At 64.4% G+C, this 22,476-nt stretch carries 22 protein-coding genes; 11 read left to right on the forward strand and 11 right to left on the reverse strand.

All coding sequences use genetic code 11. From position 1 onward, the window contains the following. Window positions 1–234 precede the first annotated feature (234 nt). A complete protein-coding gene (locus I5P96_RS13375; RefSeq protein WP_223382558.1) occupies window positions 235–1,152 on the forward strand; it encodes a hypothetical protein in 918 nt (305 codons plus the stop codon). Here the strand turns inward: I5P96_RS13375 and I5P96_RS13380 are convergent. Beyond that, the gene (locus tag I5P96_RS13380; RefSeq protein WP_223382559.1) at window positions 1,059–2,501 is read right to left on the reverse strand and encodes a PLP-dependent aminotransferase family protein; all 1,443 of its coding nucleotides are present in this window, start codon (window positions 2,499–2,501) and stop codon (window positions 1,059–1,061) included. The genes I5P96_RS13375 and I5P96_RS13380 overlap by 94 nt on opposite strands. Before the next feature lie 194 nt (window positions 2,502–2,695). Here I5P96_RS13380 and I5P96_RS13385 point away from each other — a divergent pair, with 194 nt between their 5' ends. Continuing rightward, complete coding sequence (locus tag I5P96_RS13385) at window positions 2,696–3,352, forward strand: ECF transporter S component (protein WP_158577506.1); 657 nt, start codon at window positions 2,696–2,698, stop codon at window positions 3,350–3,352. An 84-nt stretch (window positions 3,353–3,436) separates the two neighbouring features. On the opposite strand, the gene I5P96_RS13390 is transcribed toward I5P96_RS13385, so the two are convergent. The 10 genes from I5P96_RS13390 to I5P96_RS13435 form a co-directional block, all read right to left on the reverse strand. After that, complete coding sequence (locus I5P96_RS13390; RefSeq protein WP_223382560.1) at window positions 3,437–4,276, reverse strand: putative RNA methyltransferase; 840 nt, start codon at window positions 4,274–4,276, stop codon at window positions 3,437–3,439. After that, the gene (locus tag I5P96_RS13395) at window positions 4,266–6,206 is read right to left on the reverse strand and encodes a DEAD/DEAH box helicase (RefSeq protein ID WP_223382561.1); all 1,941 of its coding nucleotides are present in this window, start codon (window positions 6,204–6,206) and stop codon (window positions 4,266–4,268) included. The genes I5P96_RS13390 and I5P96_RS13395 overlap by 11 nt, the downstream gene beginning before the upstream one ends. A gap of 67 nt (window positions 6,207–6,273) precedes the next feature. Then, window positions 6,274–7,566 (reverse strand): DUF1015 domain-containing protein, encoded by a 1,293-nt coding sequence (locus I5P96_RS13400; protein ID WP_223382562.1) that lies wholly within the window; start codon window positions 7,564–7,566, stop codon window positions 6,274–6,276. A gap of 44 nt (window positions 7,567–7,610) precedes the next feature. Further along, the gene (locus I5P96_RS13405; RefSeq protein WP_223382563.1) at window positions 7,611–8,732 is read right to left on the reverse strand and encodes a putative glycoside hydrolase; all 1,122 of its coding nucleotides are present in this window, start codon (window positions 8,730–8,732) and stop codon (window positions 7,611–7,613) included. A 26-nt stretch (window positions 8,733–8,758) separates the two neighbouring features. Beyond that, a complete protein-coding gene (locus tag I5P96_RS13410; RefSeq protein ID WP_223382564.1) occupies window positions 8,759–9,367 on the reverse strand; it encodes an Rnf-Nqr domain containing protein in 609 nt (202 codons plus the stop codon). Next, the gene (locus I5P96_RS13415) at window positions 9,364–10,089 is read right to left on the reverse strand and encodes an Rnf-Nqr domain containing protein (RefSeq protein WP_223382565.1); all 726 of its coding nucleotides are present in this window, start codon (window positions 10,087–10,089) and stop codon (window positions 9,364–9,366) included. The genes I5P96_RS13410 and I5P96_RS13415 overlap by 4 nt, the downstream gene beginning before the upstream one ends. Continuing rightward, complete coding sequence (locus I5P96_RS13420; protein WP_223382566.1) at window positions 10,086–11,090, reverse strand: RnfABCDGE type electron transport complex subunit D; 1,005 nt, start codon at window positions 11,088–11,090, stop codon at window positions 10,086–10,088. Before I5P96_RS13420 ends, I5P96_RS13415 begins: the two co-directional genes overlap by 4 nt. 13 nt (window positions 11,091–11,103) lie before the next feature. After that, the gene (gene rpe / locus I5P96_RS13425; RefSeq protein ID WP_223382567.1) at window positions 11,104–11,754 is read right to left on the reverse strand and encodes a ribulose-phosphate 3-epimerase; all 651 of its coding nucleotides are present in this window, start codon (window positions 11,752–11,754) and stop codon (window positions 11,104–11,106) included. 242 nt (window positions 11,755–11,996) lie between these two features. Beyond that, complete coding sequence (locus tag I5P96_RS13430; protein ID WP_223382568.1) at window positions 11,997–13,511, reverse strand: sensor histidine kinase; 1,515 nt, start codon at window positions 13,509–13,511, stop codon at window positions 11,997–11,999. Further along, window positions 13,511–14,209: a response regulator transcription factor gene (locus tag I5P96_RS13435; protein ID WP_097792968.1), complete on the reverse strand. Its 699-nt coding sequence runs from the start codon at window positions 14,207–14,209 to the stop codon at window positions 13,511–13,513. Before I5P96_RS13435 ends, I5P96_RS13430 begins: the two co-directional genes overlap by 1 nt. A 235-nt stretch (window positions 14,210–14,444) precedes the next feature. Between I5P96_RS13435 and ruvC the strand changes: the two genes are divergently transcribed. The 9 genes from ruvC (at window position 14,445) to I5P96_RS13480 (ending at window position 22,438) form a co-directional block, all read left to right on the forward strand. Beyond that, a complete protein-coding gene (gene ruvC, locus I5P96_RS13440) occupies window positions 14,445–14,957 on the forward strand; it encodes a crossover junction endodeoxyribonuclease RuvC (RefSeq protein ID WP_118552135.1) in 513 nt (170 codons plus the stop codon). Between the two features lie 114 nt (window positions 14,958–15,071). Then, complete coding sequence (gene ruvA / locus I5P96_RS13445; protein WP_097792971.1) at window positions 15,072–15,683, forward strand: Holliday junction branch migration protein RuvA; 612 nt, start codon at window positions 15,072–15,074, stop codon at window positions 15,681–15,683. Window positions 15,684–15,686: 3 nt separating this feature from the next. Further along, the gene (gene ruvB, locus I5P96_RS13450) at window positions 15,687–16,742 is read left to right on the forward strand and encodes a Holliday junction branch migration DNA helicase RuvB (RefSeq protein WP_097792972.1); all 1,056 of its coding nucleotides are present in this window, start codon (window positions 15,687–15,689) and stop codon (window positions 16,740–16,742) included. An 18-nt stretch (window positions 16,743–16,760) separates the two neighbouring features. Continuing rightward, a complete protein-coding gene (locus I5P96_RS13455) occupies window positions 16,761–17,636 on the forward strand; it encodes a class I SAM-dependent methyltransferase (RefSeq protein ID WP_223382569.1) in 876 nt (291 codons plus the stop codon). Between the two features lie 96 nt (window positions 17,637–17,732). Next, on the forward strand, window positions 17,733–18,572 hold the full coding sequence (locus I5P96_RS13460) for an energy-coupling factor transporter ATPase (protein WP_223382570.1): 840 nt from the start codon (window positions 17,733–17,735) through the stop codon (window positions 18,570–18,572). 15 nt (window positions 18,573–18,587) lie between these two features. Further along, window positions 18,588–19,508, forward strand: coding sequence for an energy-coupling factor transporter ATPase (locus I5P96_RS13465; protein WP_097792975.1), 921 nt, complete (start codon window positions 18,588–18,590; stop codon window positions 19,506–19,508). Next, window positions 19,502–20,317, forward strand: a complete 816-nt coding sequence (locus I5P96_RS13470; protein WP_097792976.1) for an energy-coupling factor transporter transmembrane component T family protein — start codon at window positions 19,502–19,504, stop codon at window positions 20,315–20,317. The genes I5P96_RS13465 and I5P96_RS13470 overlap by 7 nt, the downstream gene beginning before the upstream one ends. Before the next feature lie 158 nt (window positions 20,318–20,475). Beyond that, entirely contained in the window at window positions 20,476–21,240 is a 765-nt protein-coding gene (gene truA / locus I5P96_RS13475; protein WP_223382571.1) for a tRNA pseudouridine(38-40) synthase TruA, read from the forward strand. Beyond that, window positions 21,233–22,438 carry a DUF5711 family protein gene (locus I5P96_RS13480; RefSeq protein WP_223382572.1) on the forward strand — a complete coding sequence of 402 codons (1,206 nt, stop codon included), beginning with the start codon at window positions 21,233–21,235 and terminating at the stop codon, window positions 22,436–22,438. The genes truA and I5P96_RS13480 overlap by 8 nt, the downstream gene beginning before the upstream one ends. Window positions 22,439–22,476 lie beyond the last annotated feature (38 nt).

The following is a 22,476-nucleotide window of genomic DNA, read 5'->3' on the forward strand; positions in this document are numbered from 1 at the left end:
AAAACAAAAAGCGGACAGAACGCCAAAGGCTCTGCCCGCAAAACGCAGCTTCCCGCACAGGGGGCTCCTGCTGCTGGCAAGCTTTTTGTTTCAATTTATTCTGAGGTTTCATCTTTGATGCAAAGCGGATGAATTTTATTTTCGTATGACTTTTTCGCACAGCCCGCGTTTTTTGTATAATCCGCAGACGGCGGGGCCATCCTTTCCGTAACACCGGCAAAGGAGGGAAGCGGAATGCACAAAGGCGGGTGGAAGCCGTTCTGGGCTGCACTGGGGGCGGCGCTTCTGGTGCTGCTGCCGCTGGTGGGCGGCACCGTCCTGCTCACCCGGCAGATGCTGCGCCAGCAATGGCTGATGCAGACCGCCGAGCCGCAGCGGGGCGTGCCCATCGACCTGCCCAAAGCCGACGACCGGATGACGCTGCTGCTCTGCACCGCCGGGGAGCAGCCCGGCTTCGTGCTGTTCTACCTGAACGCGCCCCAGAACGCCGCCCATCTGCTGGCGGTGCCGGGGCAGCTGACGGTGCCGTTCGGCGGCGGCGAAGCCTCGCTGGCCCAGTGCTATGCAGCGGCCGGCCCGGCGCGGTGCCGTCAGGCCCTGCTGGAAACGCTGGCCCTGCCGGAAGACACTTTGTATCTGGCCCTCTCGCCCGCCGTGCTCGAAACACTGGCGGCGCGGTATGGGGCCGTGCGGGTCAGCCTTTCGGGCGCACTGACCGCCGAGGAGCTGAACGCCCTCGGCCAGAGCCCCAGCGTCCAGACCTTCCGCGCACGGGAAGCATCGGATCTTCTGACCGGGCTGGACGCCGACGGCCTTTTACCGCCCAGCCGCCGGGCCGCAGCCCGCGCCGCCGTGTGGGACGCCTTTTTCCGCCAGAACTTCGAGTTGCTGCCCTCCACCCTGCCGGAGGCCTTGCGCAGCCAGAGTTCCTCCCTGCTGACCGACTTTGCAGCCCAGGACTACACCCTGCTGGGCGACATCCTCGAATTTCTCGTGAACCGCGCGGCGGTGTTCCAGTCGGACGCCCTGCCCGGCGCGTGGGACCGCAAGGCGGGCACTTACACCGTCACCGAGGCGTCCCGCGCAGCGGTGCAGACCTTCCTCAACGTCTCCCCCACCGAGGGGCAGGCGTCGTCCGCCAGCGAGCCGTAGCCCAGCACCAGTGTGCCCGCAAGGCCGCGGGCGCTGCCGGTCAGGTCGTAGTCGCTCAGCAGGCTCAGCCGGACGCCCTCGGCCTCGGCAGCAGCCCGGAGCGCTGCATCCGGCGGGGCATCCCGGAGCGCCGCCAGCAGATGCAGACCGGTGTGCAGGCCGGAAAAACGAAGCGCTCCCGGCGCGAAGGCTGCGTTCAGCGCCCGGACCAGCGCATCCCGCCGGGCCTTATAGGCCACCCGCTCCCGCGCCAGATGCCGGGTGAAATATCCCTCGTTGATGAACCGGGCCAGCGTCTGCTGCTCGAACCGGCTGACCGGGCTGGAATAGAGCCGGTACGCTGCCCGCCACGCCGGGAGCAGCTGGACCGGGAGCACCATGTAGGCGATGCGGATGCTGGGGGCCAGACTGCGGGAGCAGGTGGAAAGGTAGACCACCGGGCCGTCGGCCCCGGCCATGCCCTGCAGGCTGGGCAGCGGGCGGGTGTCGAAGCGGAACTCGGAGTCGTAGTCGTCCTCAATGATGTAGCGCTCCCCCGGCCTGCGGGCGGCCCAGTGGAGCAGCTCGGCCCGGCGTCCGGCGGGCATGGTGGCCCCGGTGGGGAACTGGTGGCTGGGGGTCACATAACAGACCACCGCGCCGGAGCGAGACAGCGCCTCGATGGACAGGCCGTCCGCATCCACAGGCAGGCAACAGCAGGAGACGCCGTTGTTCTCCAGCACCCGCCGGGCGCGGGGGTAGCCGGGGTTCTCCACCGCCGCCGGGCCGGGCAGCAGCGGGGCCAGCAGACCCAGCAGATATTCCAGACCTGCCCCTACGATGATCTGCTCCGCCTGGCACTGCACGCCCCGGTATTCTTCCAGATAATCCGCCAGCGCCTGCCGCAGCTCGATGTCCCCCTGCGCGTCGCCGTGGGTCAGCAGTTCGGGCGAGGAGTAGAGCAGCTCCTTCTGGAGCCGTGCCCAGGTGCGGAACGGGAAGAGGGCCGGGTCCACCCCCCGCGTGGAGAGGTCATACCGCACCGGCTGCACCGGCGGTCCCGCCTCCGGCTGAGGCAGGACCGCAGCGGGCGGCGGCGCGGCCGGGCGGATGGGCAGGGCCAGATATTCTTGTACATAAAAGCCGCTGCGCTCCCGCGATTCCAGATATCCTTCCGCCGCGAGCAGCTGGTAAGCTGCATCCACGGTGTTCACCGAGACGGACAGTTCCGCCGCCAGCCGCCGCTTGCCGGGCATCCGGGTGCCCGCCGGAATGGCCCCGGTGCGCATCTCCTCGGCCAGGCTCTCGTAGAGCTGCTCATACAGCGGCACCGCCGAGGCCGCATCCAGTGCTGTCGTCAAATGGAACACAAAACCCCTCCTCTTTTTGGGCATTCCCTCAAACTGACCCCATAAAAAAACTATATTCTGGGTATTTTCACGGGGCCAGTTTTGCGTATAATAGGAGCATACCCGCTGTACACCCAAATGTCAAGTGGTTTTATGGGTAAATTGGAACATTTCGGTCTCCCGGCAGGTCTTTGTGAAAATTGGAGGGAATCATCATGTCAACCACCGCAATGTGGCTGCTTCTGGCAGTCGTTGTCATTGTCATTGTCTTTGCAAGTGTGCTGTACAAGCGCACCTTTACCGTCCACGAGCTGGCGCTCACCGGCGTCATGGCCGCGCTGAGCCTGGTGGCCTATCTGTTCTTCCGGGTGCCGTTCTACGGCGGCTCCTCGTTCCATCTGGGCAACACCTTCACCGCGCTGACTGCCCTGCTGCTGGACGGCGTGTCCGGCGGTCTGGCCGGTGCCATCGGTCTGGCTCTGGCCGACATCCTGGCCGGTGATCCGGGCTATGCCGTCACCACCTTCGTGCTGAAGTTCCTCATCGGCATCACCTGCGGCGCGGTGGCCCACAAGGTGTTCAAGCTCCGCGACCTCGACCGCCACAGCTCCGGCTACCTGGTCAAGGTCATCGTGGCTGCCGGTTCCGGCCTGCTGCTGAACGTCTTCACCGACCCGTTCCTCGGCTACTTCCGCAACGTTTACATCTTCGGTCAGGAGTACACCGTAGCCCAGGCCCTGACCAAGATCGCCGGCGGTGTCACCTTCGTGAACAGCGTAGCCTCTACCGTCTGCGTCGTCCTCCTCTACCTTGCCCTGCGTCCGGCCCTCGACCGCGCCGGTCTGCTGCCCAAGGGGGAGAAGAAGAACTAAGCCTTTCCCCTGCCTCTCCACAGGTCTCTACACAAAAGCCCGCCCCCGGTGCCGCACATCTGCGCAGCACCGGGGGCGGGTCATTTATTGCTCTTTTTCAAATACGAGGAAGCGGAACGCGATGTCGGTGGTCAGCTCCGGCAGGGCGGCCAGACGGGCCGCGCCGTCGCGGGGCGTTTTCCAGTAGTAGGGCGTCATGGCGAAGAGCGCTTCCAGCTGGGCGGCGGGCACCGTGATGGTCCCGGAGACCTCCCGCTCCCCGATGGAGCGGAAGCCTTCATACGCCACCTGCTGCACCGGGTTTTTGTAGGGCGTCTCGTAGAGGACGGCCTTCATCTGGTACAGATGCTCCGCGCCGGGCACGACGTAGAGCATCCGCCCGCCGGGGCGCAGGACCCGCAAAAACTCCTCCCGCGCAAAGGGCGAGAAGCAGTTCAGCAGCAGGTCGGCCCATCCGGTGCGGACCGGCTGGGCAAAGCTGGATGCCACTGCATAGCGGGCCGTGGGCAGTGCCTTCGCCGCCAGCCGGACTGCCGGTTTGGCGATGTCGAACCCCGCCAGCTCCAGCGGCTGCCCGGCCGCATCAAACTGCCGGGTGATGCAGCGGTCGTACCAGCCCTCTCCGCAGCCTGCATCCAGCAGGTGCAGCGGGGCCTCCGGCCCGGCCGGGAGACCGTATTCCAGACACAGCTCCCCCACCGCCTGCCCAAAGATGCCATAGTATCCGGCATTCAGAAAGGCGCGGCGGGCGGCGACCATCTCTTTGCTGTCGCCGGGGGCCTTGGTGCGCATGCTCTGCACCGGCAGCAGGTGCCAGTAGCCCTCTCTGGCGCGGTCAAAGCAGTGGCCGGAGGGGCATTTCAGATCCTGCTCCCCGGTCAGCGGCCCGCCGCACAGCGGGCACTGCCATGGCTCAGACTTCATCGCTGTGATCCTCGATGGGAGCCGTTGCGCCGCCGTGGGCGTTCATATACTCTTCGAAGTTGGTGAACTTCTGCTGCGGCGGGCGGCGGCTGATGAGGACCAGACCCGGATCTTCGTCCCGGCTGGGCGCACTGTTCCGGCTGCGGCTGCGGGAGGCCTCCTGCTTCGGGGCACGGGGTGCGCGGGCGGGCTGGCCCGCAGTGCTGCGCTCCGTGCGACCCTTGCCGGTGTTGGCACTGCCTGCGGCGTTCTGTGCCGGGCGGGCCGGGCGCTCCGTCCGCTCGGCGCGGCCCCCGCGAGCCGGGCGGCTGGCGCTGCCCGGCTGGGCATTGCGGCGGTTCTGGCTGTTCGGGGCGGTCTGGGTGTTCTCGCCTTTGGCGCTGCCGGCCGGGGCCGCCGTTTTTGCGGCGGGCTGGGCTGCGGGCGCATTGGGCTTTTTGGCCGGGCGCAGCGGCGTCGCTTCCGGTGCGCTCACAAAGTGGGGGTCGAACTTGGGCTGGGCGTTGCTGCCGCGATTCGGGGCGGCATTGCTGCCCTCGCGGCGGGGGCGGCTGTTGTTGGAGCGGCGGTTTTCGCTGCGCCCGCCGGGGGTGCGCTTCTGGTTTTCATCCATGGATGGTTCCTCTTTCGGTTGAGATTTCATCGGCTCTGCCTTGGCAGCAGCCGTTTTTTCTTTTTTGGGCCGGGCCGGTTTTGCCGCCTTGGCGGGCTTTTCCGGCTGGGCGGCAGGCGCTTCGGCCTCCGCCTTGGGCTTTTTGCCCCGCACAGGCGGCTCCTTTTTGGCTGGGGCGGGCACACCGTCCCACGGGTGGCCGGACACCACCGGGATCTTCCGGCGGTTCAGCTTTTCGATCCCGGCCAGATACTCCTGCTCCTCCGGGGCGCAGAAGCTGATGGCCGTGCCGTCGGCACCGGCGCGGGCCGTGCGGCCGATGCGGTGGACGTACGTTTCCGGCACTTCGGGCAGGTCGTAGTTAAAGACATGGGACAGCTCGCTGATGTCGATGCCGCGCGCGGCGATATCGGTGGCCACCAGCACCTTGGTATCCCCGGCCTTGAAGCCCTCCAGCGCCGCCACGCGGGCAGACTGGCTCTTGTTGCCGTGGATGGCCGCTGCCGGGATGCCCTGCTTGTTCAGGTCTTTGGCGATCTTATCCGCGCCGTGCTTGGTGCGGCTGAAGACCAGCGCGTTCTGCACCGGCGGTTTCAGATTCTGGATGAGCCAGGGCAGCAGGAACTTCTTGTTGCCCTTCTCGACGAAATACAGGCTCTGGTCGATGCGGTCCACGGTGCTGGACACCGGGTCCACCTTGACGAAGGCAGGGTCGTGCAGGATACCAGCCGCCAGCTGCTCGATCTCCTTGGGCATGGTGGCGCTGAACATCAGGTTCTGGCGCTGGGCGGGCAGCTTGGCGATGACTTTTTTCACGTCATGCACAAAGCCCATGTCCAGCATCCGGTCGGCCTCGTCCAGCACGAAGATCTCGATATGGGAGAGGTCGATGAGGCCCTGCCCCACCAGGTCGTTCAGGCGGCCGGGGCAGGCGATGAGGATATCGACGCCCTTCTTGAGGGCCGCGACCTGCGGAGCCTGGCCCACGCCGCCAAAGATCACGGTGCTGCGCTGGTTCAGGTACTTGCCGTACAGCTCAAAGCTCTCGCCGATCTGCAGCGCCAGCTCGCGGGTGGGGGTCAGGATCAGGGCACGGACGGCCCCTTTCTTTTTGGCCGGGGCCGCCGTCAGGCGGTCCAGCATGGGCAGCGCAAAGGCTGCGGTCTTGCCGGTGCCCGTCTGGGCGCAGCCCATCAAATCCCTCCCGGCCAGCACCGGCGGGATGGCCGATGCCTGAATGGGCGAGGGGGATTCGTAGCCCGCCTCCGCAACGGCACGCAGCAGCGGGGCGGACAGATTCAGTTCGTTAAAAGTCATGGTTCTCCTATTGTCCATGAAATGCTTCCGCCTCGCCCTGCCGGGGAGACCTTTGCATTTCATTCTGTTACTCTTTGATTTTCCGGCACTCGATGTAATACCGTTTTTCTTCCGCATGGCCCATGCTGAAGGTCTTGCGGGGCAGCACACCGCCCATCACGACGCCCTTGAACAGGTCGCTCTTGTCGAACGGCGGCAGCAGGAAGGCCACGCCGCCCTGCTTGCACAGGGCGCGGACCGCAGGCTCATCGTGGACGTAATCCACGCGGGCCTCAATGTGGCGGGCCATGAAGTATTCGATGAAGGCGTCGATGGTGCCGACGGTCAGCGGGGCCACGGGATGCTCGAAGCTGAGCACATTGGCGACGTGGGGGCCTGCCAGCGTGAAGGACTGCTGCCGGGCATCGCCGAAGCAGATGCCTGCATTGTGGGAGTCGCTCCACGCGATGAGGGCCAGCAGCACCGCGCCGCAGTCCACGTTGAACAGCACCCGGTGGATCGGCTCGATCTCGATGGCGGGCGAGTGGACGTTGCACACCTCGGCCAGGCACCAGCGGGCCGGGTGGTTTGCCTGCTGCTCCGGGGGCAGGGTCTGCTTCAGCTCCTCCCAGTAGGCCTTGGCCGATGCCAGCGAGTGGTTGCCGTCGCCCACGGCCAGCGTCAGCGGGGCTGCGCCCCTGGCCTGCGGATACCGGGCATCAAAGACTTCCTGACGGCCCAGCCCCTGCAGGGCCGTGTCGATCTGGGCCAGCAGAGCCGGGTCTTCCACGGCCCAGCCCGCGATGTGCCCGCCGCCCAGCATCAGTTCGCCTTCGTAGACCTTGCGCAGCGCGTCTTTCTTCGCCCCGATGGGCTCGATGAGGGTGCAGTCCGGGTCGTCGGCCAGCATCATGACGTGGGGCGTTTCCAGGCTGGCCCCGCGCCGGACGGCCATCCGGGGTGGGATGCGGCTCTCGACCGTGTGTTCGCTGGGGCGCACCTCCGGCTGGGCACCCTCGGCGTAGCTGTAGGCTTCAAGGTCGATCTTCCCCACCAGCCCCTGCCGGATGCGGCCGCTCTGCTCGGTGCGCTCCACATAAATAAAGCCGTCCACCGCACGGGTCAGCACCGTGCGGAGATAGTCGTCCATGGTCTCATGGATCTTCTGGATGCGGCCGGTCACGCCGCTCTCTTCCAGATACACTTCCGGCAGGACCAGGTTCAGGGTGCTGGGCGAACCTGCCGCCGTCCGGGCCGCTTTTTCCCAATAGGAGCGGTCGCTCGTAAACTGATCGCAGGCCACGCAGCCCCACTGCTCCAGCGGGATATTCTCCGCCGGAAGCAGGATGTGTGCCGGAGAAAAGCACGATGTTTTGTTCATATCACATTCCTCCCTCTCGCGTTATTGAAAGGAAACCGTAGTTTTTATTCATAGGATCCGGCCGCATTGTCCCGCACGACCACATGCTCGACGCCCGCTTCGGTCTGCGCCTGCACCAGAGCAGCGCGCTCCTCGGCGGTCATGGTGGAGGCCGAAGGCACCCGCACCACAAGGTTCTTCACGCCCAGCTGCGCGGCCGGGACGCCCAGCGTGCTGGAGGTGTCGGCCACCTCGGCCAGCGTATAGCTGTACCACAGGGTCACACGGTTGCCGAAGCGCTGCTCCCAGACCGCCATATCGGCCCGCAGCTGGTCGGCACGGCTCACGCCGTTGGTGGTGCCATAGTCCTGCTTGCTGCTGGTGGAGGCCGGGAACTGGACGTTCTCCAGCACCACCTGTTCGAACCCGGCGGTGTGCAGCTCGTCGATGAGGTCGCCGATGTACTGGACGGCTGCGTCCGCATAGGGGTTCAGCCAGGGCTTGCCGTCGGCAGACGCCTTGTTGTCCAGCCAGAGATAGGCCTGCCCCTTATATCCAATGGCCATGGCGTGGTCGGCGCGGGCACCGGCCGGGTCGCGGAAGGCGGCGAGCTTCGCCACCGGGATGAGGCCCTCTTCCCGGAAGATAGCGGCCACCCTGGCCGGGTCCACGGTCACGCTGGCCGGACTGGCCGCAGCGGCGGGCACCTGAGACGCATAATAGACCACGCCGGTGGCGTCCTTCAGGGTCACGACGGCATATTTCACGCCCTGCGAGGCCAGCTGCTGCGCCGCAGCGCGGATGGAGGCCTCCTCCGTCAGGGCCGTGATGTCGGCCTCGGCCCAGCTGCCGTCCACGATAGCGGTGCCGTCCACAGCGGGCGTCACCACCTCCGGCTGCACCTCCGAAGAAGCGGCCGGTTCACTCGCCGCAGAGGACGCCGGGCGCTCCGCCACGGACGATGCGCTCGCGCTGGCGGGGGAGGAGGCGGAAAGATCCCGGTTGCGCACCACGGTGTACCAGGTATGCGTTGCCCAGTCCAGCACATGGGGAGCTGCCAGCCAGGCCGCGCCCAGCATCACGAGGACCAGCACGGCGATGCCGATCCCCTTTTTCACCCGCATCTCGCGGCTGTAAAAGCTGCGCCGATAGCGCTTGACCTTCTGGCGTTTCGGATATTTTGCCATAATCAACCACCCTCCCTTGGGGTCTTTTACAAGATCACAGAATGGCCGGTAAAGCCATAGATGGCCAGTGCCAGCACCCCGATGTAGATCAGCGTGACGGGCAGGCCGCGGAATGCCTCCGGGATGGCCCGGCTGCGCAGACGGTTCTGTGCTTCCGTCACCAGCATGACGGCCAGCAGATAGCCCAGGCCGCTGCCCAGGCCGAAGCCGAGGGATTGTTCCAGCGTGAAACTCTGGGTGCGCTCGACCAGCACTGTGCCCAGCACACCGCTGTTGACGGCGGCCACAGGCAGGATGCGGATGAGCTGGCCGCTGCGGGGGCCTTTTGCCAGCTTGAGGACCAGCAGCTCAAACAGGCAGACCGCCGCGATGCAGGTCAGATACATCACCGGGCGCAGCTGGGCGCGGTTGGGCAGCGGGGCAATGAAGCTGCCCGCAAAATAGACCAGCGGAGCCACCAGCACCTGCGTGATGCAGAGCATCAGGGCAAACCACCAGCTGCTCGTCCGCTCGTCGCCGACGAGCTGGACCAGCCGGGACACGCCCAGACTGCGGGTGAAGACGGCGTTCTGGGCAAAGATGGCCAGAACGGCATAGTTGAAGAAGACGCCTACCAGGTGCAGCACGTCGCTCATTGTTCTGCCTCCTTCCGGTTCTCCTGCGGATGCACGGCCAGATAGCCGCGCGCCTCATTTTTCAGGTATTTCTGCCGCTTGCGGGCCAGTGCGCGCCAGATGGCGCACACCACGCCCAGCACGATGAAACCGCCCGCCGGCATCCCGGCCATGGGCAGGACAGAGCGGCCGAGCGGGATGCCGAACACGCTGCCGAGGGCCAGCCACTCGCGCACACAGCCCAACAGCAGCAGGATCAGCGCATAGCCCAGCGTGATGCGCAGACCTTTGGAAACAGCCTTGTGCATCGTTTCCTGCACACGGCCGAAGCGGTAGGTCAGCAGCGGCTCCACCACCAGCAGAGGCAGGTAGATGCCCAGCGTCAGCAGGTCGGTGCCGAAGAGGGCGTTCAGGATGGGATACACCGCCAGATACACCACGGCGGCGCTGCCGCTGTAGACAAAGGCGCGGGGCAGCAGCTTCTTTTCCAGCTCTTCGGGGACCGGGCGCTCGTCCCGCAGGGGGCACAGACGGCTGAGCAGGCAGGCCAGCATCCGCGAGGGCGTCAGCAGCAGGGCCACGGCCACCGCCAGCATCACGGCGTTTCTGCCGCTGGTGGCCAGCACCACCAGCGGAGCCAGGCCCATGCCCTGCATGACGACCGGGTTATTTTTGAAGACGCGGTCATGGTGTGCGAACTTTTCGGGGTCGCGGGTGATCATTTCTGCAACGTGACGTTTCATTCCGCATCCTCCTTCCAGCCCAGCAGACGGTACAGGCGGGTCTCGGTGCGGTCCAGCCAGCCGGAAATGCTGTTGACCGTGAGCAGTGCAAAGCAGACCCCGGTATCATAGACGCCAAAGTAGCGGAAGCCCATGGTCGCGGCACCCACCAGCACACCGTACAAAATGCGCCCGATGCGGTGATGGGCACAGGTATAGGGCTCGTTCAGCAGGAAGACCGCGCTGAACAGCATCGCGCCGGTCAGCAGCTCATCCCGCACACACTGCAAACGGGGGAGCAGGCTGGCCGCAAAGGAAGTGTCCAACAGGCCCACCTGCCGGGGGAACAGAAACGCGATGAGGGCGCTCGTCACCAGAAAGCTGACGGCGGCACTCAGGCGGGTATCCTTCTGATACCACAGGAACAGCCCGCAGGCCAGAATGACCAGCGCCGCACCGGTGCCCATAGGGGCGGCATACTCGCCCAGCACCAGCGAGATCGGGCTGAGGTTCAGGATGCCGCCGCTGCGCAGGGTCCGGGAGATGGTATCCGACACCGGCACAGCCGACGCATCCCACAGGGGGATGGCGGTATACGGCTGGGGGTACTGGAACACCTGTTCCGGCCAGGACACCGCCGCGATGACGTAGCCCACCGCCGCCGGGTGGAACGGGTAGCTGCCGTAACCGCCGAAGACCTCCTTGCCGATAAAGACACCGGCCAGGACCGCCGCAATGAGGACGTACCAATCCACCGTGGCGGGCATGAGCAGCGCGATGAGGAGCGCGAAGCTCTCGCTGGAAAAATCGTTGGACTGGTAAACGCGCCGGCGCAGCAGTGAGACCAGACGGTCGCACAGATTGCCGGTGATCACCGCCGCGCCGCAGAGCAGCAACGGCCGCAGCCCGTAGAAATAGCAGGACATGCACAGCAGCGGGACGGCCATCCAGCAGACATGCCGGTAGTAGCGGCCCGTCCGGGTCAGTTCCCGCTGCTGCGCCCGGATCAAAGTTTCATCCATGGCTCAGCACCTCTCACAGCGCAGCCAGACGACGCACAGCCGCTGCCGGGTCTGCCGCACCAAAGACGGCGCTGCCCGCCACCAGAATGTCCGCACCGGCCTCCACGCAGAGCGGAGCCGTGGCGTCGTCCACGCCGCCGTCCACTTCCAGAAGGAAATGGGCGCTCCGTCTGGCCCGCTCTTCGCGCAGCCAGCGCAGCTTTTCCAGCGCCGAGGGCATGAACTTCTGCCCGCCGAAACCCGGCTCCACGCTCATGACCAGAACGAGATCCAGCTGGTCCAGATACGGAGCCAGCGCCTCCGGGGCCGTGCCCGGCTTGATGGTCAGGCCGACCTTGCACCCCTGCGCCTTGATGGCGTCGATGGTCTGCTGGATATCGTCCTCACATTCCAGATGGAAATTCTGCAGCGTGGCCCCCGCCTTTGCAAACGGCTCGGCATAAGCCAGCGGGTGGCTGATCATCAGGTGCACATCGTAGAACGCCGCGGGCATCCCCTTGTGCAGGCTCTTCAGCACCGGCACACCAAAGCTGATGTTGGGCACGAAATGGCCGTCCATCACATCGTAGTGCAGCATCTGCGCCCCGGCGTCCAGCACCATCCGGCAGTCTGCGCCCAGCTTCGTGAAATCGGCTGAAAGGATCGAAGGACTTACAATCGTCATGTTCGTTTGTACTCTCCGTTATTTTTTCAAAAAGTTTTGCCATGCGTCCTGTTTTTGTGCTCCGCACAGGGACAGAATTCAGGGTAGACATAGCTATTCTTAGTTTACATGAAAACGCAGAAAAAATCAAATCCGCAGCCGTGTTTTTCACGGAAAAGTCGCAAAAATCCCTTTTGCGGCCCCCATCATGCAAAAAACAGCCAAGCCGTTCCACGCTACGGAACAGCCTGGCTGTGCAGGATTCAGTTGACCGGCTTCATGCTGGCGGGGTCTTCCACCGGCACCGGACGGCCCGCTTCGTCGGGCAGACGCTTGATCTCGCCGGGGTTGGGCGGGCAGGTGGGCAGGGTGAACACGAACCGGCACCACTCGCCCTGCTGGCTCTCGACCCGGATCTGGCCGCCGGACAGGTTGACCAGCACCTTGCAGATGTTCAGGCCCAGGCCTGCGCCGCGGGCGTGGAGGCCGCGGGAGCGGTCTTCCTTATAGAAGCGCTGGAACACATATGGCAGCGCCTCTGGGCTGATGCCCTGGCCGGAATTCCAGATGGAGACCTCCACCTCCGGGCCCAGCTTCTCGACGTGGAACCGGATGGTCCCGCCCGCCGGGGTGAACTTGATGGCGTTGTCCAGAAGGTTGTACGCCACCTGATGAATGAGGTCGGGGTCGGCATAGACCAGAACTTTTTCGTCCATGGTCAGGCCCTCCAGCTCGATCATGCCGTCGTTGATCCGCTGTTCTGCCGAGAGCGCCACGCCGGTCAGGGTCTCCCAGATGTTGAACATCCGGGCGTTCACCTGATACTCGCCGCTTTCCAGCTTGGACAGGTCCAGCATGTTCTGGATGAGCCGGGCCAGACGGCCGGTCTCCTCACTGACCAGCTGCAAATAATGGTTCTGCATGTCGGGCGGGATGGTGCCGTCCAGAATGCCGTCGATGAAGCCCTTGATGGTGGTCATCGGGGTGCGCAGCTCGTGGGCGATGTTGCCCATGAACTGGCCGCGTGAATTGTCGTTGGACTGGATGTTTTCGGCCATCTGGTTGAAGGTGTGGGCCAGGTCCACGACCTCGCCTTCGCCCTCGACCCCCTCAACGCGGACCGAGAGATCCCCGCCGCCGAACCGCTGCGCAGCCTCGGTGATCTTTTGCAGCGGGTCGGTGAGCCGCCGCATCAGGACGCTTGTCAGCACACTGGCGCAGAGCAGCATGATGCAGGCCGAGAAGAAGAAGTTCGACCAGAACTCCTCCTTGAAATCGGTCAGCCGTGCACCGGACGAGCACAGGAAGAGATAGCCGCTGCAAGCGCCGTTGTCGTCCATCATTTTCCGCACGGAAACGTAGCTTTTTTCGGTCAGGACGCCATCCAGCGTGCTCAGGACATGGTAGGGCTTCTCATCCCCCACCCTGGCCATCAGGGCTTGCGGCACGGCATCCTCCGCCAGCTGCGCCGGGTTGGAGGTGATGAGGACATGGCCGTCCTCATCGGTCAGGAACAGATAGGCTTCGGCGCTCTCGCCGATGATCTCCAGCTTGGTGCTCAGCGCGTCCAGTTCCTCGCCCTTGGGCAGGGCCGCCTGCTGGACCACGTAGTCTGCCGCCCGCCGGGTGACCTCGGCCACGCTGTCCAGCGCTTCGTACCGCTCCTGCGCAAAGTAGCGGTTGAACAGGACCCACTCCGAGCAGCCCATCACCGCCGTGCCCAGCACCAGAAGGGTCGCCACCACCGAAAAGAAGGTGACGGAAATACTTTTGCGCATTACTGACGCACCTCGAACTTATAGCCCACGCCCCAGACGGTCTTGAGCTCCCACTTGTCGGAGGCACCGGCCAGCTTCTCGCGCAGGCGCTTGACATGGACGTCGATGGTGCGGCTGTCGCCGTAGTATTCGAAGCCCCACACCTCGTCCAGCAGCTGGTCGCGGGTATAGACGCGGTTCGGGTGGGAGGCCAGACAGTTGAGCAGCTCCAGCTCCTTGGGGGGAGCCTCCACCACCTTGCCCTTGACCCGCAGCTCGTAGCTGTTCATATCCAGGCGGAGGTTGTCGAACTCGATGACGCCCTCGGTGCTCTCGGCAGCCGCCGTGCTGGTCTGGCAGCGGCGCAGCACCGCCTTGATGCGGGCCACGACCTCTTTTGCGTCAAAGGGCTTGACCATGTAGTCGTCCGCGCCCAGTTCCAGGCCCAGCACCTTGTCAAAGGTCTCGCCCTTGGCCGTGAGCATCATCACCGGCGTATTGCCCAGCTTGCGGATGCGGCGGCAGACTTCCAGACCGTCCATCCTGGGCATCATCACATCCAGCAGGACCATGTCCGGCTTGACCTGATTGAACTTTTCCAGACCTTCCTCGCCGTCGTTGGCGATGGTGACCTGATAGCCCTCCTTGGTCAGATAGAGCCGCAGCAGCTCGCAGATATTGACGTCGTCATCCACGACAAGGATCTTTTCGTTTGCCATGAGTGTTCCTCCTGTATCCATGTAGCGTTCTTAAAAATCGTCCCACAGCCTGGGACGGGTGTTTTCAAAGAGTCCCTATCTTCTATTATACGGAACAGTTATGACAAAATAAAGAAGGTTTTGTATGATTTTTGGGATTTGGGTGGAGGTTTCCGCAAACTGGTTGTGTTCTCCGTTGCTCTGGCCCATGGATTGTGGTATAATGGATTGATTATAATAGGAAAGGTATCGCAGAATGAGAGTTTTGGGCATCGACCCTGGGTATGCCATCGTGGGATGGGGCGTTGTGGACTATGCAGGCAACCGGTTTGCGCCGGTGGATTTCGGCGCGGTGTGCACCGATGCCGGGGTGCCGTTCGAGCGGCGGCTGGATGAGGTGTATGTCGGCATCCGGGAGGTCATCGAGCGGACACAGCCGGAGGTGCTGGCGATCGAAAAGCTGTTCTACCAGCACAACCAGACTACCGTCATCGGCGTGGCCGAGGCGCGCGGCGTCATCCTGCTGGCGGCGGCGCAGGCGGGCCTGCCCATCTACGAGTACACCCCCATGCAGGTGAAACAGGCCGTCACCGGCTACGGCAAGGCCGTGAAGAAACAGGTGCAGGAGATGACCCGCATCCTGCTGCATCTGCCTGCGATCCCCAAACCGGACGACACCGCTGATGCTCTGGCGATGGCCATCACGTTCTGCCACACCAACGGCAACCAGCTCAACCGGTTCCGCCGCCAGGGCGTGGGGCCGATCTGAAGCGGAAGCTTTTAGAATGAGGGCAGCGCACTGCATTTGCCGGGCCTGCCCGACCTGCCAAAGGCTCCCCTGACAGGGGAGCTGGCAGCGCGAATGCGCTGACTGAGAGGTTTTATGATTTACTGTCTGACTGGAAAGATCATCAAAAAGACGCTGAACGCCGTGGTGCTCAGCTGCGGCGGCGTGGGCTACTTTGCCCAGTGCCCGGCCAGCGTGGCCGGTGCGCTGCCCGGTGTGGGGAAGGACGCCACCATCTACACCGTGATGAGCGTGACCGAGAACGACGTCAGCCTGTACGGCTTTGCCACCGAGGAGCAACAGGCCTGCTTCGAGATGCTGACGGCGGTGTCAGGCGTCGGCCCCAAGGTCGGCCTTGCCATCCTGAGCGTCATGGAGCCGGACCGGGTGGCGCTGGCCATCTCGGCGGGCGACCACAAGGCCTTCAAGGCCGCGTCCGGCGTCGGCCCCAAGCTGGCCCAGCGCATCGTGCTGGAACTGAAGGACAAGGTGGCCAAGGGCTTCGTGGAGGGCATCAATCTGGAAGACGTGGCCGGTGCTGCGGCCGACACGCCCGCCGCTCAGGGGGCCGGGCAGGCCATTGCGGCGCTGGTGTCGCTGGGCTACAGCCAGAGCGAAGCCGCCCTGGCCGTCTCCAAGATCGACGGCACCTTGCCCGTGGAAGAGATCATCAAGCTGGCCCTGCGGGGCATGGCAGGCAGGAGGTAATCCATGCAGGACGAAACCGCGCTCTATGGCGCAAAAATGATGCAGCCGGGCCTGACCACGGCGGACAACGAGGAAAACAGCCTCCGTCCCCAGCATCTGGAAGACTACATCGGTCAGGACAAGGTCAAGCAGAACCTGAAGATCTATCTGGAAGCGGCCAAGCGCCGCGGCGAGCCGATGGATCACATCCTGCTCTACGGCCCGCCGGGCCTGGGCAAAACGACGCTGGCGGGCATCATCGCCAACGAGATGGGGGTCCAGATCCGCATCACGAGCGGCCCCGCCATCGAGAAGCCCGGCGATCTGGCCGCCCTGCTGACCAACCTGCAGGAGGGCGACGTGCTCTTCATCGACGAGATCCACCGCCTGTCCCGGCAGGTGGAAGAGGTGCTCTATCCGGCGCTGGAAGATTATGCGCTGGACATCATGATCGGCAAGGGCCCCAGCGCCCAGAGCATCCGCATCAACCTGCCCCGCTTCACGCTGGTGGGTGCCACCACCCGTGCGGGCCAGATCACCGGCCCCCTGCGGGACCGCTTCGGTGTGCTGCTCAAGCTGGAGCTGTACAGCCCCGATGAGCTGAGCCGCATCATCCAGCGCTCGGCGGGCATCCTGGATCAGCCCATCACCCCGGAGGGTGCCTACGAGCTGGCCAAGTGCAGCCGGGGCACGCCCCGTGTGGCGAACCGCTTCCTCAAGCGCGTCCGCGACTTCGCCACCGTGCTGGGCGACGGCATCATCGACCGGGATGTTTCCCTGATGAGCCTCAAACGGATGGACGTGGATGCGCTGGGTCTGGATGAGCTGGACCGCAGCCTGCTCCGCGCCATCATTGAGATGTACAACGGCGGCCCGGTGGGTCTGGAAACGCTGGCGGCAGCGCTCGGCGAAGAGGCCGTCACGCTGGAAGACCTCTGTGAGCCCTATCTGATGCAGATGGGGTTCCTGACCCGCACACCGCGCGGCCGCTGTGCCACCCGGCTCGCCTACGAACACCTTGGCCTGAAGGCCCCGGAGAGCGCCTCCCCGGAGGACAACGGCCAGCAGAGCCTGTTTTAAGAGGAAAGGAGGACGCTTATGCGCCCCGCAGATACATGGAAAGATTATGAGTTGCTGGATGCCACCGGCGGCAACCGTCTGGAGCGCTGGGGCGAGACGCTGCTCGTCCGCCCCGACCCGCAGGTGGTCTGGAAGACGCCGCAGCAGAGCCCGCTCTGGGCCAAGGCGGATGCCATCTACCACCGCTCCAATCAGGGCGGCGGCGAGTGGGAGTACCGCCGCCGTCTGCCCGAAAAGTGGAAGATCTCCTGCGGCGAGGGGGAAGACAAGCTGACCCTCATCGTCAGCCCCACCGGATTCAAGCACACGGGCGTGTTCCCGGAACAGGCCGTCAACTGGGCCTGGTATGCGAAGAAGATCCGCGCGGCGGGCCGACCCATCAAAGTGCTGAACCTGTTCGGCTACACCGGCGGCGCTACGCTGGCCTGTGCGGCGGCGGGGGCCACCGTCTGCCATGTGGATGCCTCCAAGGGCATCGTGGCCTGGGGCAAGGACAACGCCGCCGCCAGCGGTCTGGCCGACAAGCCCATCCGCTGGCTGGTGGACGACTGCGCCAAGTTCGTCGCCCGCGAGAAGCGGCGCGGCAACACCTACGACGGCATCATCATGGACCCGCCGAGTTATGGCCGCGGCCCCGGCGGCGAGATCTGGAAGCTGGAAGACTGCATCTACGACCTCGTCAGCCAGTGCGAAGAAGTGCTGAGCGACAAGCCGCTCTTCTTTGCCGTCAACAGCTACACCACCGGCCTGTCGCCCGCCGTCATGGAGTATATGCTCCACACGACGCTGGTGCCCCGCTTTGGCGGCAAGACCAGCTGCGATGAGATCGGCCTGCCGGTCTCGGCCACCGGCGGCGTCGTGCCCTGCGGCGCGACCGCGATCTGGGAAGAATAAAAGGTTGCACGAAGACTCACCTTTTTGCAAAAAAGATATCGTATAGAATGGGGTACAGCCTTTTGAGAAGGCGCACCACCGGAAAGAGAAACACAAATGGAAGAAACGATCCTGACAACGAATGCGCTGAAATTCCGCTACGACCCGGAGCAGCCGGTCTACGCCCTGAACGGCGTGTCGGTGGGGGTCCAGCGCGGCGAGTTCGTGGCCGTTCTGGGTGCGAACGGCTGCGGCAAATCCACCCTCGCAAAGCACTTCAATGCCATCCTCCTGCCCGAAAGCGGCACCGTGCTGGTGGAGGGGATGGATACCAGAGACGAAGAGAAGATCTATGACATCCGCCAGAAGGTGGGCATGGTGTTCCAAAGCCCGGACAACCAGATCGTGGCCACCGTGGTGGAGGAAGACGTTGCCTTTGCGCTGGAGAACCTCGGCGTCCCGCCCGAAGAGATGCGCCGCCGCGTGGACGATGCCATGAAGATGGCGGGCATCTACGAGTACCGCGAGCGCGCCCCGCACAACCTTTCCGGCGGCCAGAAACAGCGCGTCGCCATCGCGGGCGTCGTCGCCATGCGGCCCGACTGCCTCATCCTCGACGAAGCCACCGCCATGCTGGACCCGCGCGGCCGCGAGCAGGTGATGCAGACCATCCACCGCCTGAACAAGGATCTGGGCATCACGGTCGTCGCCATCACTCATTATATGGAAGAGGCCGCGCAGGCCGACCGCGTTCTGGTCATGAGCCAGGGCCATGTGGTGATGGAGGGCACCCCGAAAGAGGTGTTCAGCCAGACCGAGAAGGTCCGCGCCCTGCGGCTGGATGTGCCCCAGGCGGCGGAACTGCGGGACGAGCTGGTCAAGGCCGGCATCCCCATGCCGGAAGGCATCATCGACACCGGCGAATGCGCACAGGCTCTCTATGAGCTGCTGCAGTAAAGGAGGGCGGACGCAATGGGAAGCATCATCAAAGTCGAACATCTGAGCTATGTGTATAACCCCGGCATGCCCAACGCCGTCACCGCGCTGGACGATGTGAGCTTCGAGGTGGAAGAGGGCGATTTCGTCGGCATCATCGGTGCCACCGGTTCCGGCAAGAGCACCCTCATCACCCACATGAACGGTCTGAACAAGCCCACCAGCGGCAAGATCTTCATCGATGGCCGCGACCTGTGGGCCGAGCCGGAAAAGATCCGGGACTTCCGGTTCCTGACGGGGCTGGTGTTCCAGTATCCGGAATATCAGCTCTTTGAGGAGACTTGCTACAAGGACATCGCCTTCGGCCCCAAGAACATGGGGCTGGACGAGGCCGAGATCGACCGCCGCGTCCACGAGGCCGCCAGCTTTGTCGGCCTGGACGAGGCCCTGCTGGAGCGCAGCCCCTTTGAACTGTCCGGCGGCCAGAAGCGCCGCGTGGCGGTGGCGGGCGTCATGGCCATGAAGCCCCGCATCCTCGTGCTGGACGAGCCTGCCGCCGGTCTGGACCCCGAAGGCCGGGACGAGATCCTGTCCGAAGTCAAGAACTACCACAAGAAGACCGGCACCACCGTGCTGTTGGTCTCCCACAGCATGGAGGACATCGCCAAGTATGCCGACCGGGTGCTGGTCATGTCCAACAAGAAGATCGCGATGTACGACACCGTGGAGCAGGTCTTCGCCCGTGCGCCGGAGCTGCTCGCACTGGGGTTGTCGGTGCCACAGGTGACGAAGATCTTCCTGAAGCTGCGGGAGATGGGCGTGGATGTCCCGGCGGACGTGTACACCGTGCCCTATGCCGTCAAGATGATCCTGGAAGCCAAACAGCGGCGGGATGCGGGCGAGAGCCTCGTCCTGCCCCGTGAGCAGAGCCGGAAAGGGGGCGTGTCCGAATGCTGAGAGACATCACCATCGGCCAGCATTTTCCGGGCAGCAGCCTTGTGCACAAATTTGACCCCCGGCTCAAGCTGGTGCTGACCATCGCTTATATCATCCTGCTGTTCGCAGCGTCCAACCCGCTGGGTCTGACGCTGTCCATCCTCTTCCTCGTGGCGATGTATGCCGTGGCGAAGATCCCCTTCAAGCTGATCTTGAAGAGCCTGAAGCCCATCCTGCCCATCATCCTTTTTACGGCTGTGCTGAACCTCTTCTTCGTCTCCGGCGAGGGCGACCCGCTGGTGCAGTTCTGGATCTTCAAGATCTACGCCGAGGGCGTCCGCTACGCCGTGCTGATGGCCGTCCGCGTCATGGCCCTCATCGCAGGCACCAGCCTGCTGACCTACACCACCAGCCCCATCGTGCTGACGGATGCCATCGAACAGCTGCTCAAGCCTCTGGGCAGGCTGCACTTCCCGGTGCATGAGCTTGCCATGATGATGAGCATCGCCCTCCGCTTCATCCCGACCCTCATCGAGGAGACGGATAAGATCATGAACGCCCAGAAGGCCCGTGGTGCCATGCTGGACAGCGGCACCATGACCGAGCGGATCAAGGCGCTGGTGCCGGTGCTCATCCCGCTGTTCATCTCGGCGTTCCGCCGTGCCGACGAGCTGGCCATGGCCATGGAGTGCCGCTGCTACCGCGGCGGCGATGGCCGCACCCGCCTGAAGGTGCTGCGCTGCACCCGGCAGGATTACATCGACCTCGCCGTCTGCATCGTCTGCTTTGCGCTCATCCTGTCCTCGCGGCTGGTGTTCCCGAATTTCTAAACACTTTCTCACCCTCTCAGTCAAAGCCTGACGGCTTTGCCAGCTCCCCCGAAGGGGGAGCTTTGACCGGTTTCGGAAAAGGCGAAAAACCTCGCCCTTCGGGAGAGGTGGCATTGCAAAGCAATGACGGAGAGGGAAACGATCTGCAACGAACTTTTATGAATTTTCTGCTTCTTTTAGCCTACGACGGCACGAATTACTGCGGATTTCAGGTGCAGCCCAATGGGCGGAGCGTGGCCCAGACGTTTCAGGACGGTCTGGAGGCCGTGCTGGGCACCCGGCCCGACATCAAGGGCTGCAGCCGCACCGACGCGGGGGTCCATGCGCTGGGCTTCGCGCTGAACTTCCACGCCGACACCCGCATCCCGCCGGAAAAGCTGCCGCTGGCACTCAACCAGCATCTGCCGCCGGATATCCGGGTGTTGTCGGCCCGCATCGTGCCGGAGGATTTCCACGCCCGGTATGCCGCCCACACCAAGACCTACCTTTACCGCATCCACAACAGCCCCATCGACTCGCCCTTCGACGCGAAGTACTACACTCGCGTCCCCCGGCGGCTGGATGAGACCAAGATGCAGCAGGCGGCGCGGAAGTTTGTGGGAACGCACGATTTTCTCGCCCTCTGTGCGGCGGGCAGCTCGGCAGCGGCCCACGGCGACACCGTCCGCACCATTACGGATTGCAGTGTTGTGCGGAACGGCGACGACCTGGAGATCACCGTGACGGCAGACGGCTACCTATATAATATGGTGCGCATCCTGGCGGGGACCCTGTGCGAGGCCGGTGCCGGGCGGCTGGACCCGGACGCCGTACCGGGCATCCTGGCCAGCCGGGACCGCAGCCTGGCCGGGCCGACCCTGCCCGCGCAGGGCTTGTTCCTGAAATGCGTAGATTACAAGGGAGAGGGCGAAGCGAATGCGTAAGATTTCCCGCGGCCGTTCGGAAAACGACGAGCCGCTCTCGGCGGGGCGTGTCGAATATCTGGAGCAGGCCCGCCAGCGGGTGCGCACCCGGCGCATCCGGCGGACGGCCGTCCTGCTGGTGCTGCTGACGGCGGTGGTGCTGTTTGCCACCGGCGTGGTGGGCAGTTCGGTGACGATGGCAAAGGACTTCATCGACACGGCCCGCATCGCGCTGCTGCCCGGTTCCGGCTGGCCGCAGCAGACCGGCGTTTCCGAGGTGACGCAGGTGGAGCCGCTGACCGGCAGCTTTGTGGAGCTGGGCAAGGAGGGCTGCGTCGTCTACTCCCGCAGCGGCAAAAAGCTGAACAGCATCCAGAGCGGCTACGCCCGCCCGGCTCTGGCCGCAGGCCGAAACCGCTTTGTGCTCTACAACCGGTCCGGCAATGAGCTGCGGGTGGAGAGCCGCACCCAGAATCTCTATACCAAACAGATGGAAAACAGCATCTTCCTCTGCGCGGTGGCCGACAACGGCAATCTGGCCGTGGTCACAGAGGACATCAGCGCCATGGCGAAGCTGCTGGTCTACAACGCCAACATGGAAGAAGTGCTGCGCTGGAGCATGAGCTCCAACGACGGCACCCCGCTGCGGATGGCCTTCTCGCCCGACAGCCGGAAGCTGGCGGCAGCCGCCGTCACAGCCAGCGGCGGCCAGATGATGACGAACCTTTACCTCATCAATCTGGCATCGGGGGACCCTGTGAGCATTGCGAACCAGAGCGGTGTGCCCCAGTGGCTGGGCTGGACCTCGGCGTCCACCCTCCTGGCCGTGTACGACACCCGCGTCGTGCTCTACAACGCGGGCGGCGGCGAGCGCGCAGCCTACGAGTTCGCCGGGAACACCCTGAAGGACGTCTCGGTGGATGCAGCGGGCAATATCGCCCTGCTGCTGGGGTCCGGCCAGCTGCATCAGGCCGTGCTGCTGGACAAGAACCTGAACGTCCAGTTCAGCGGCTCGGTGGCATCGGCCAACGCCATCGTCCGGGCGGGCAGCCTGTTCTATCTGCTGTCCGACAGCGGGGTAGAGTGCTGCACTGTCTCCGGGGAGCGGCAGTGGAGCCAGACCCTTGCGGCCAAGCCCCAGGCACTTCTGGCCGACGCCAAGGAGCTGCTGCTGTTCAGCGGCAATACGGCACAGGTGCTGGAGCCGCCGCAGGAGTAAGAGCTTTGGAGCGAGGGGAGAATGCGATTTGATTGGCA

Origin of the sequence: Faecalibacterium prausnitzii (genome assembly GCF_019967995.1) — a bacterium.
Lineage (GTDB): Bacteria > Bacillota > Clostridia > Oscillospirales > Ruminococcaceae > Faecalibacterium > Faecalibacterium prausnitzii_E.

Coding starts and splice junctions, on each gene's coding strand:
- I5P96_RS13375 (WP_223382558.1), top strand. CDS start 235: ATGCACAAAGGCGGGTGGAAGCCGTTCTGGGCTGCACTGGGGGCGGCG.
- I5P96_RS13385 (WP_158577506.1), top strand. CDS start 2,696: ATGTCAACCACCGCAATGTGGCTGCTTCTGGCAGTCGTTGTCATTGTC.
- I5P96_RS13390 (WP_223382560.1), bottom strand. CDS start 4,276: ATGAAGTCTGAGCCATGGCAGTGCCCGCTGTGCGGCGGGCCGCTGACC.
- I5P96_RS13395 (WP_223382561.1), bottom strand. CDS start 6,206: ATGACTTTTAACGAACTGAATCTGTCCGCCCCGCTGCTGCGTGCCGTT.
- I5P96_RS13400 (WP_223382562.1), bottom strand. CDS start 7,566: ATGAACAAAACATCGTGCTTTTCTCCGGCACACATCCTGCTTCCGGCG.
- I5P96_RS13405 (WP_223382563.1), bottom strand. CDS start 8,732: ATGGCAAAATATCCGAAACGCCAGAAGGTCAAGCGCTATCGGCGCAGC.
- I5P96_RS13410 (WP_223382564.1), bottom strand. CDS start 9,367: ATGAGCGACGTGCTGCACCTGGTAGGCGTCTTCTTCAACTATGCCGTT.
- I5P96_RS13415 (WP_223382565.1), bottom strand. CDS start 10,089: ATGAAACGTCACGTTGCAGAAATGATCACCCGCGACCCCGAAAAGTTC.
- I5P96_RS13420 (WP_223382566.1), bottom strand. CDS start 11,090: ATGGATGAAACTTTGATCCGGGCGCAGCAGCGGGAACTGACCCGGACG.
- rpe (WP_223382567.1), bottom strand. CDS start 11,754: ATGACGATTGTAAGTCCTTCGATCCTTTCAGCCGATTTCACGAAGCTG.
- I5P96_RS13430 (WP_223382568.1), bottom strand. CDS start 13,511: ATGCGCAAAAGTATTTCCGTCACCTTCTTTTCGGTGGTGGCGACCCTT.
- I5P96_RS13435 (WP_097792968.1), bottom strand. CDS start 14,209: ATGGCAAACGAAAAGATCCTTGTCGTGGATGACGACGTCAATATCTGC.
- ruvC (WP_118552135.1), top strand. CDS start 14,445: ATGAGAGTTTTGGGCATCGACCCTGGGTATGCCATCGTGGGATGGGGC.
- ruvA (WP_097792971.1), top strand. CDS start 15,072: ATGATTTACTGTCTGACTGGAAAGATCATCAAAAAGACGCTGAACGCC.
- ruvB (WP_097792972.1), top strand. CDS start 15,687: ATGCAGGACGAAACCGCGCTCTATGGCGCAAAAATGATGCAGCCGGGC.
- I5P96_RS13455 (WP_223382569.1), top strand. CDS start 16,761: ATGCGCCCCGCAGATACATGGAAAGATTATGAGTTGCTGGATGCCACC.
- I5P96_RS13460 (WP_223382570.1), top strand. CDS start 17,733: ATGGAAGAAACGATCCTGACAACGAATGCGCTGAAATTCCGCTACGAC.
- I5P96_RS13465 (WP_097792975.1), top strand. CDS start 18,588: ATGGGAAGCATCATCAAAGTCGAACATCTGAGCTATGTGTATAACCCC.
- I5P96_RS13470 (WP_097792976.1), top strand. CDS start 19,502: ATGCTGAGAGACATCACCATCGGCCAGCATTTTCCGGGCAGCAGCCTT.
- truA (WP_223382571.1), top strand. CDS start 20,476: ATGAATTTTCTGCTTCTTTTAGCCTACGACGGCACGAATTACTGCGGA.
- I5P96_RS13480 (WP_223382572.1), top strand. CDS start 21,233: ATGCGTAAGATTTCCCGCGGCCGTTCGGAAAACGACGAGCCGCTCTCG.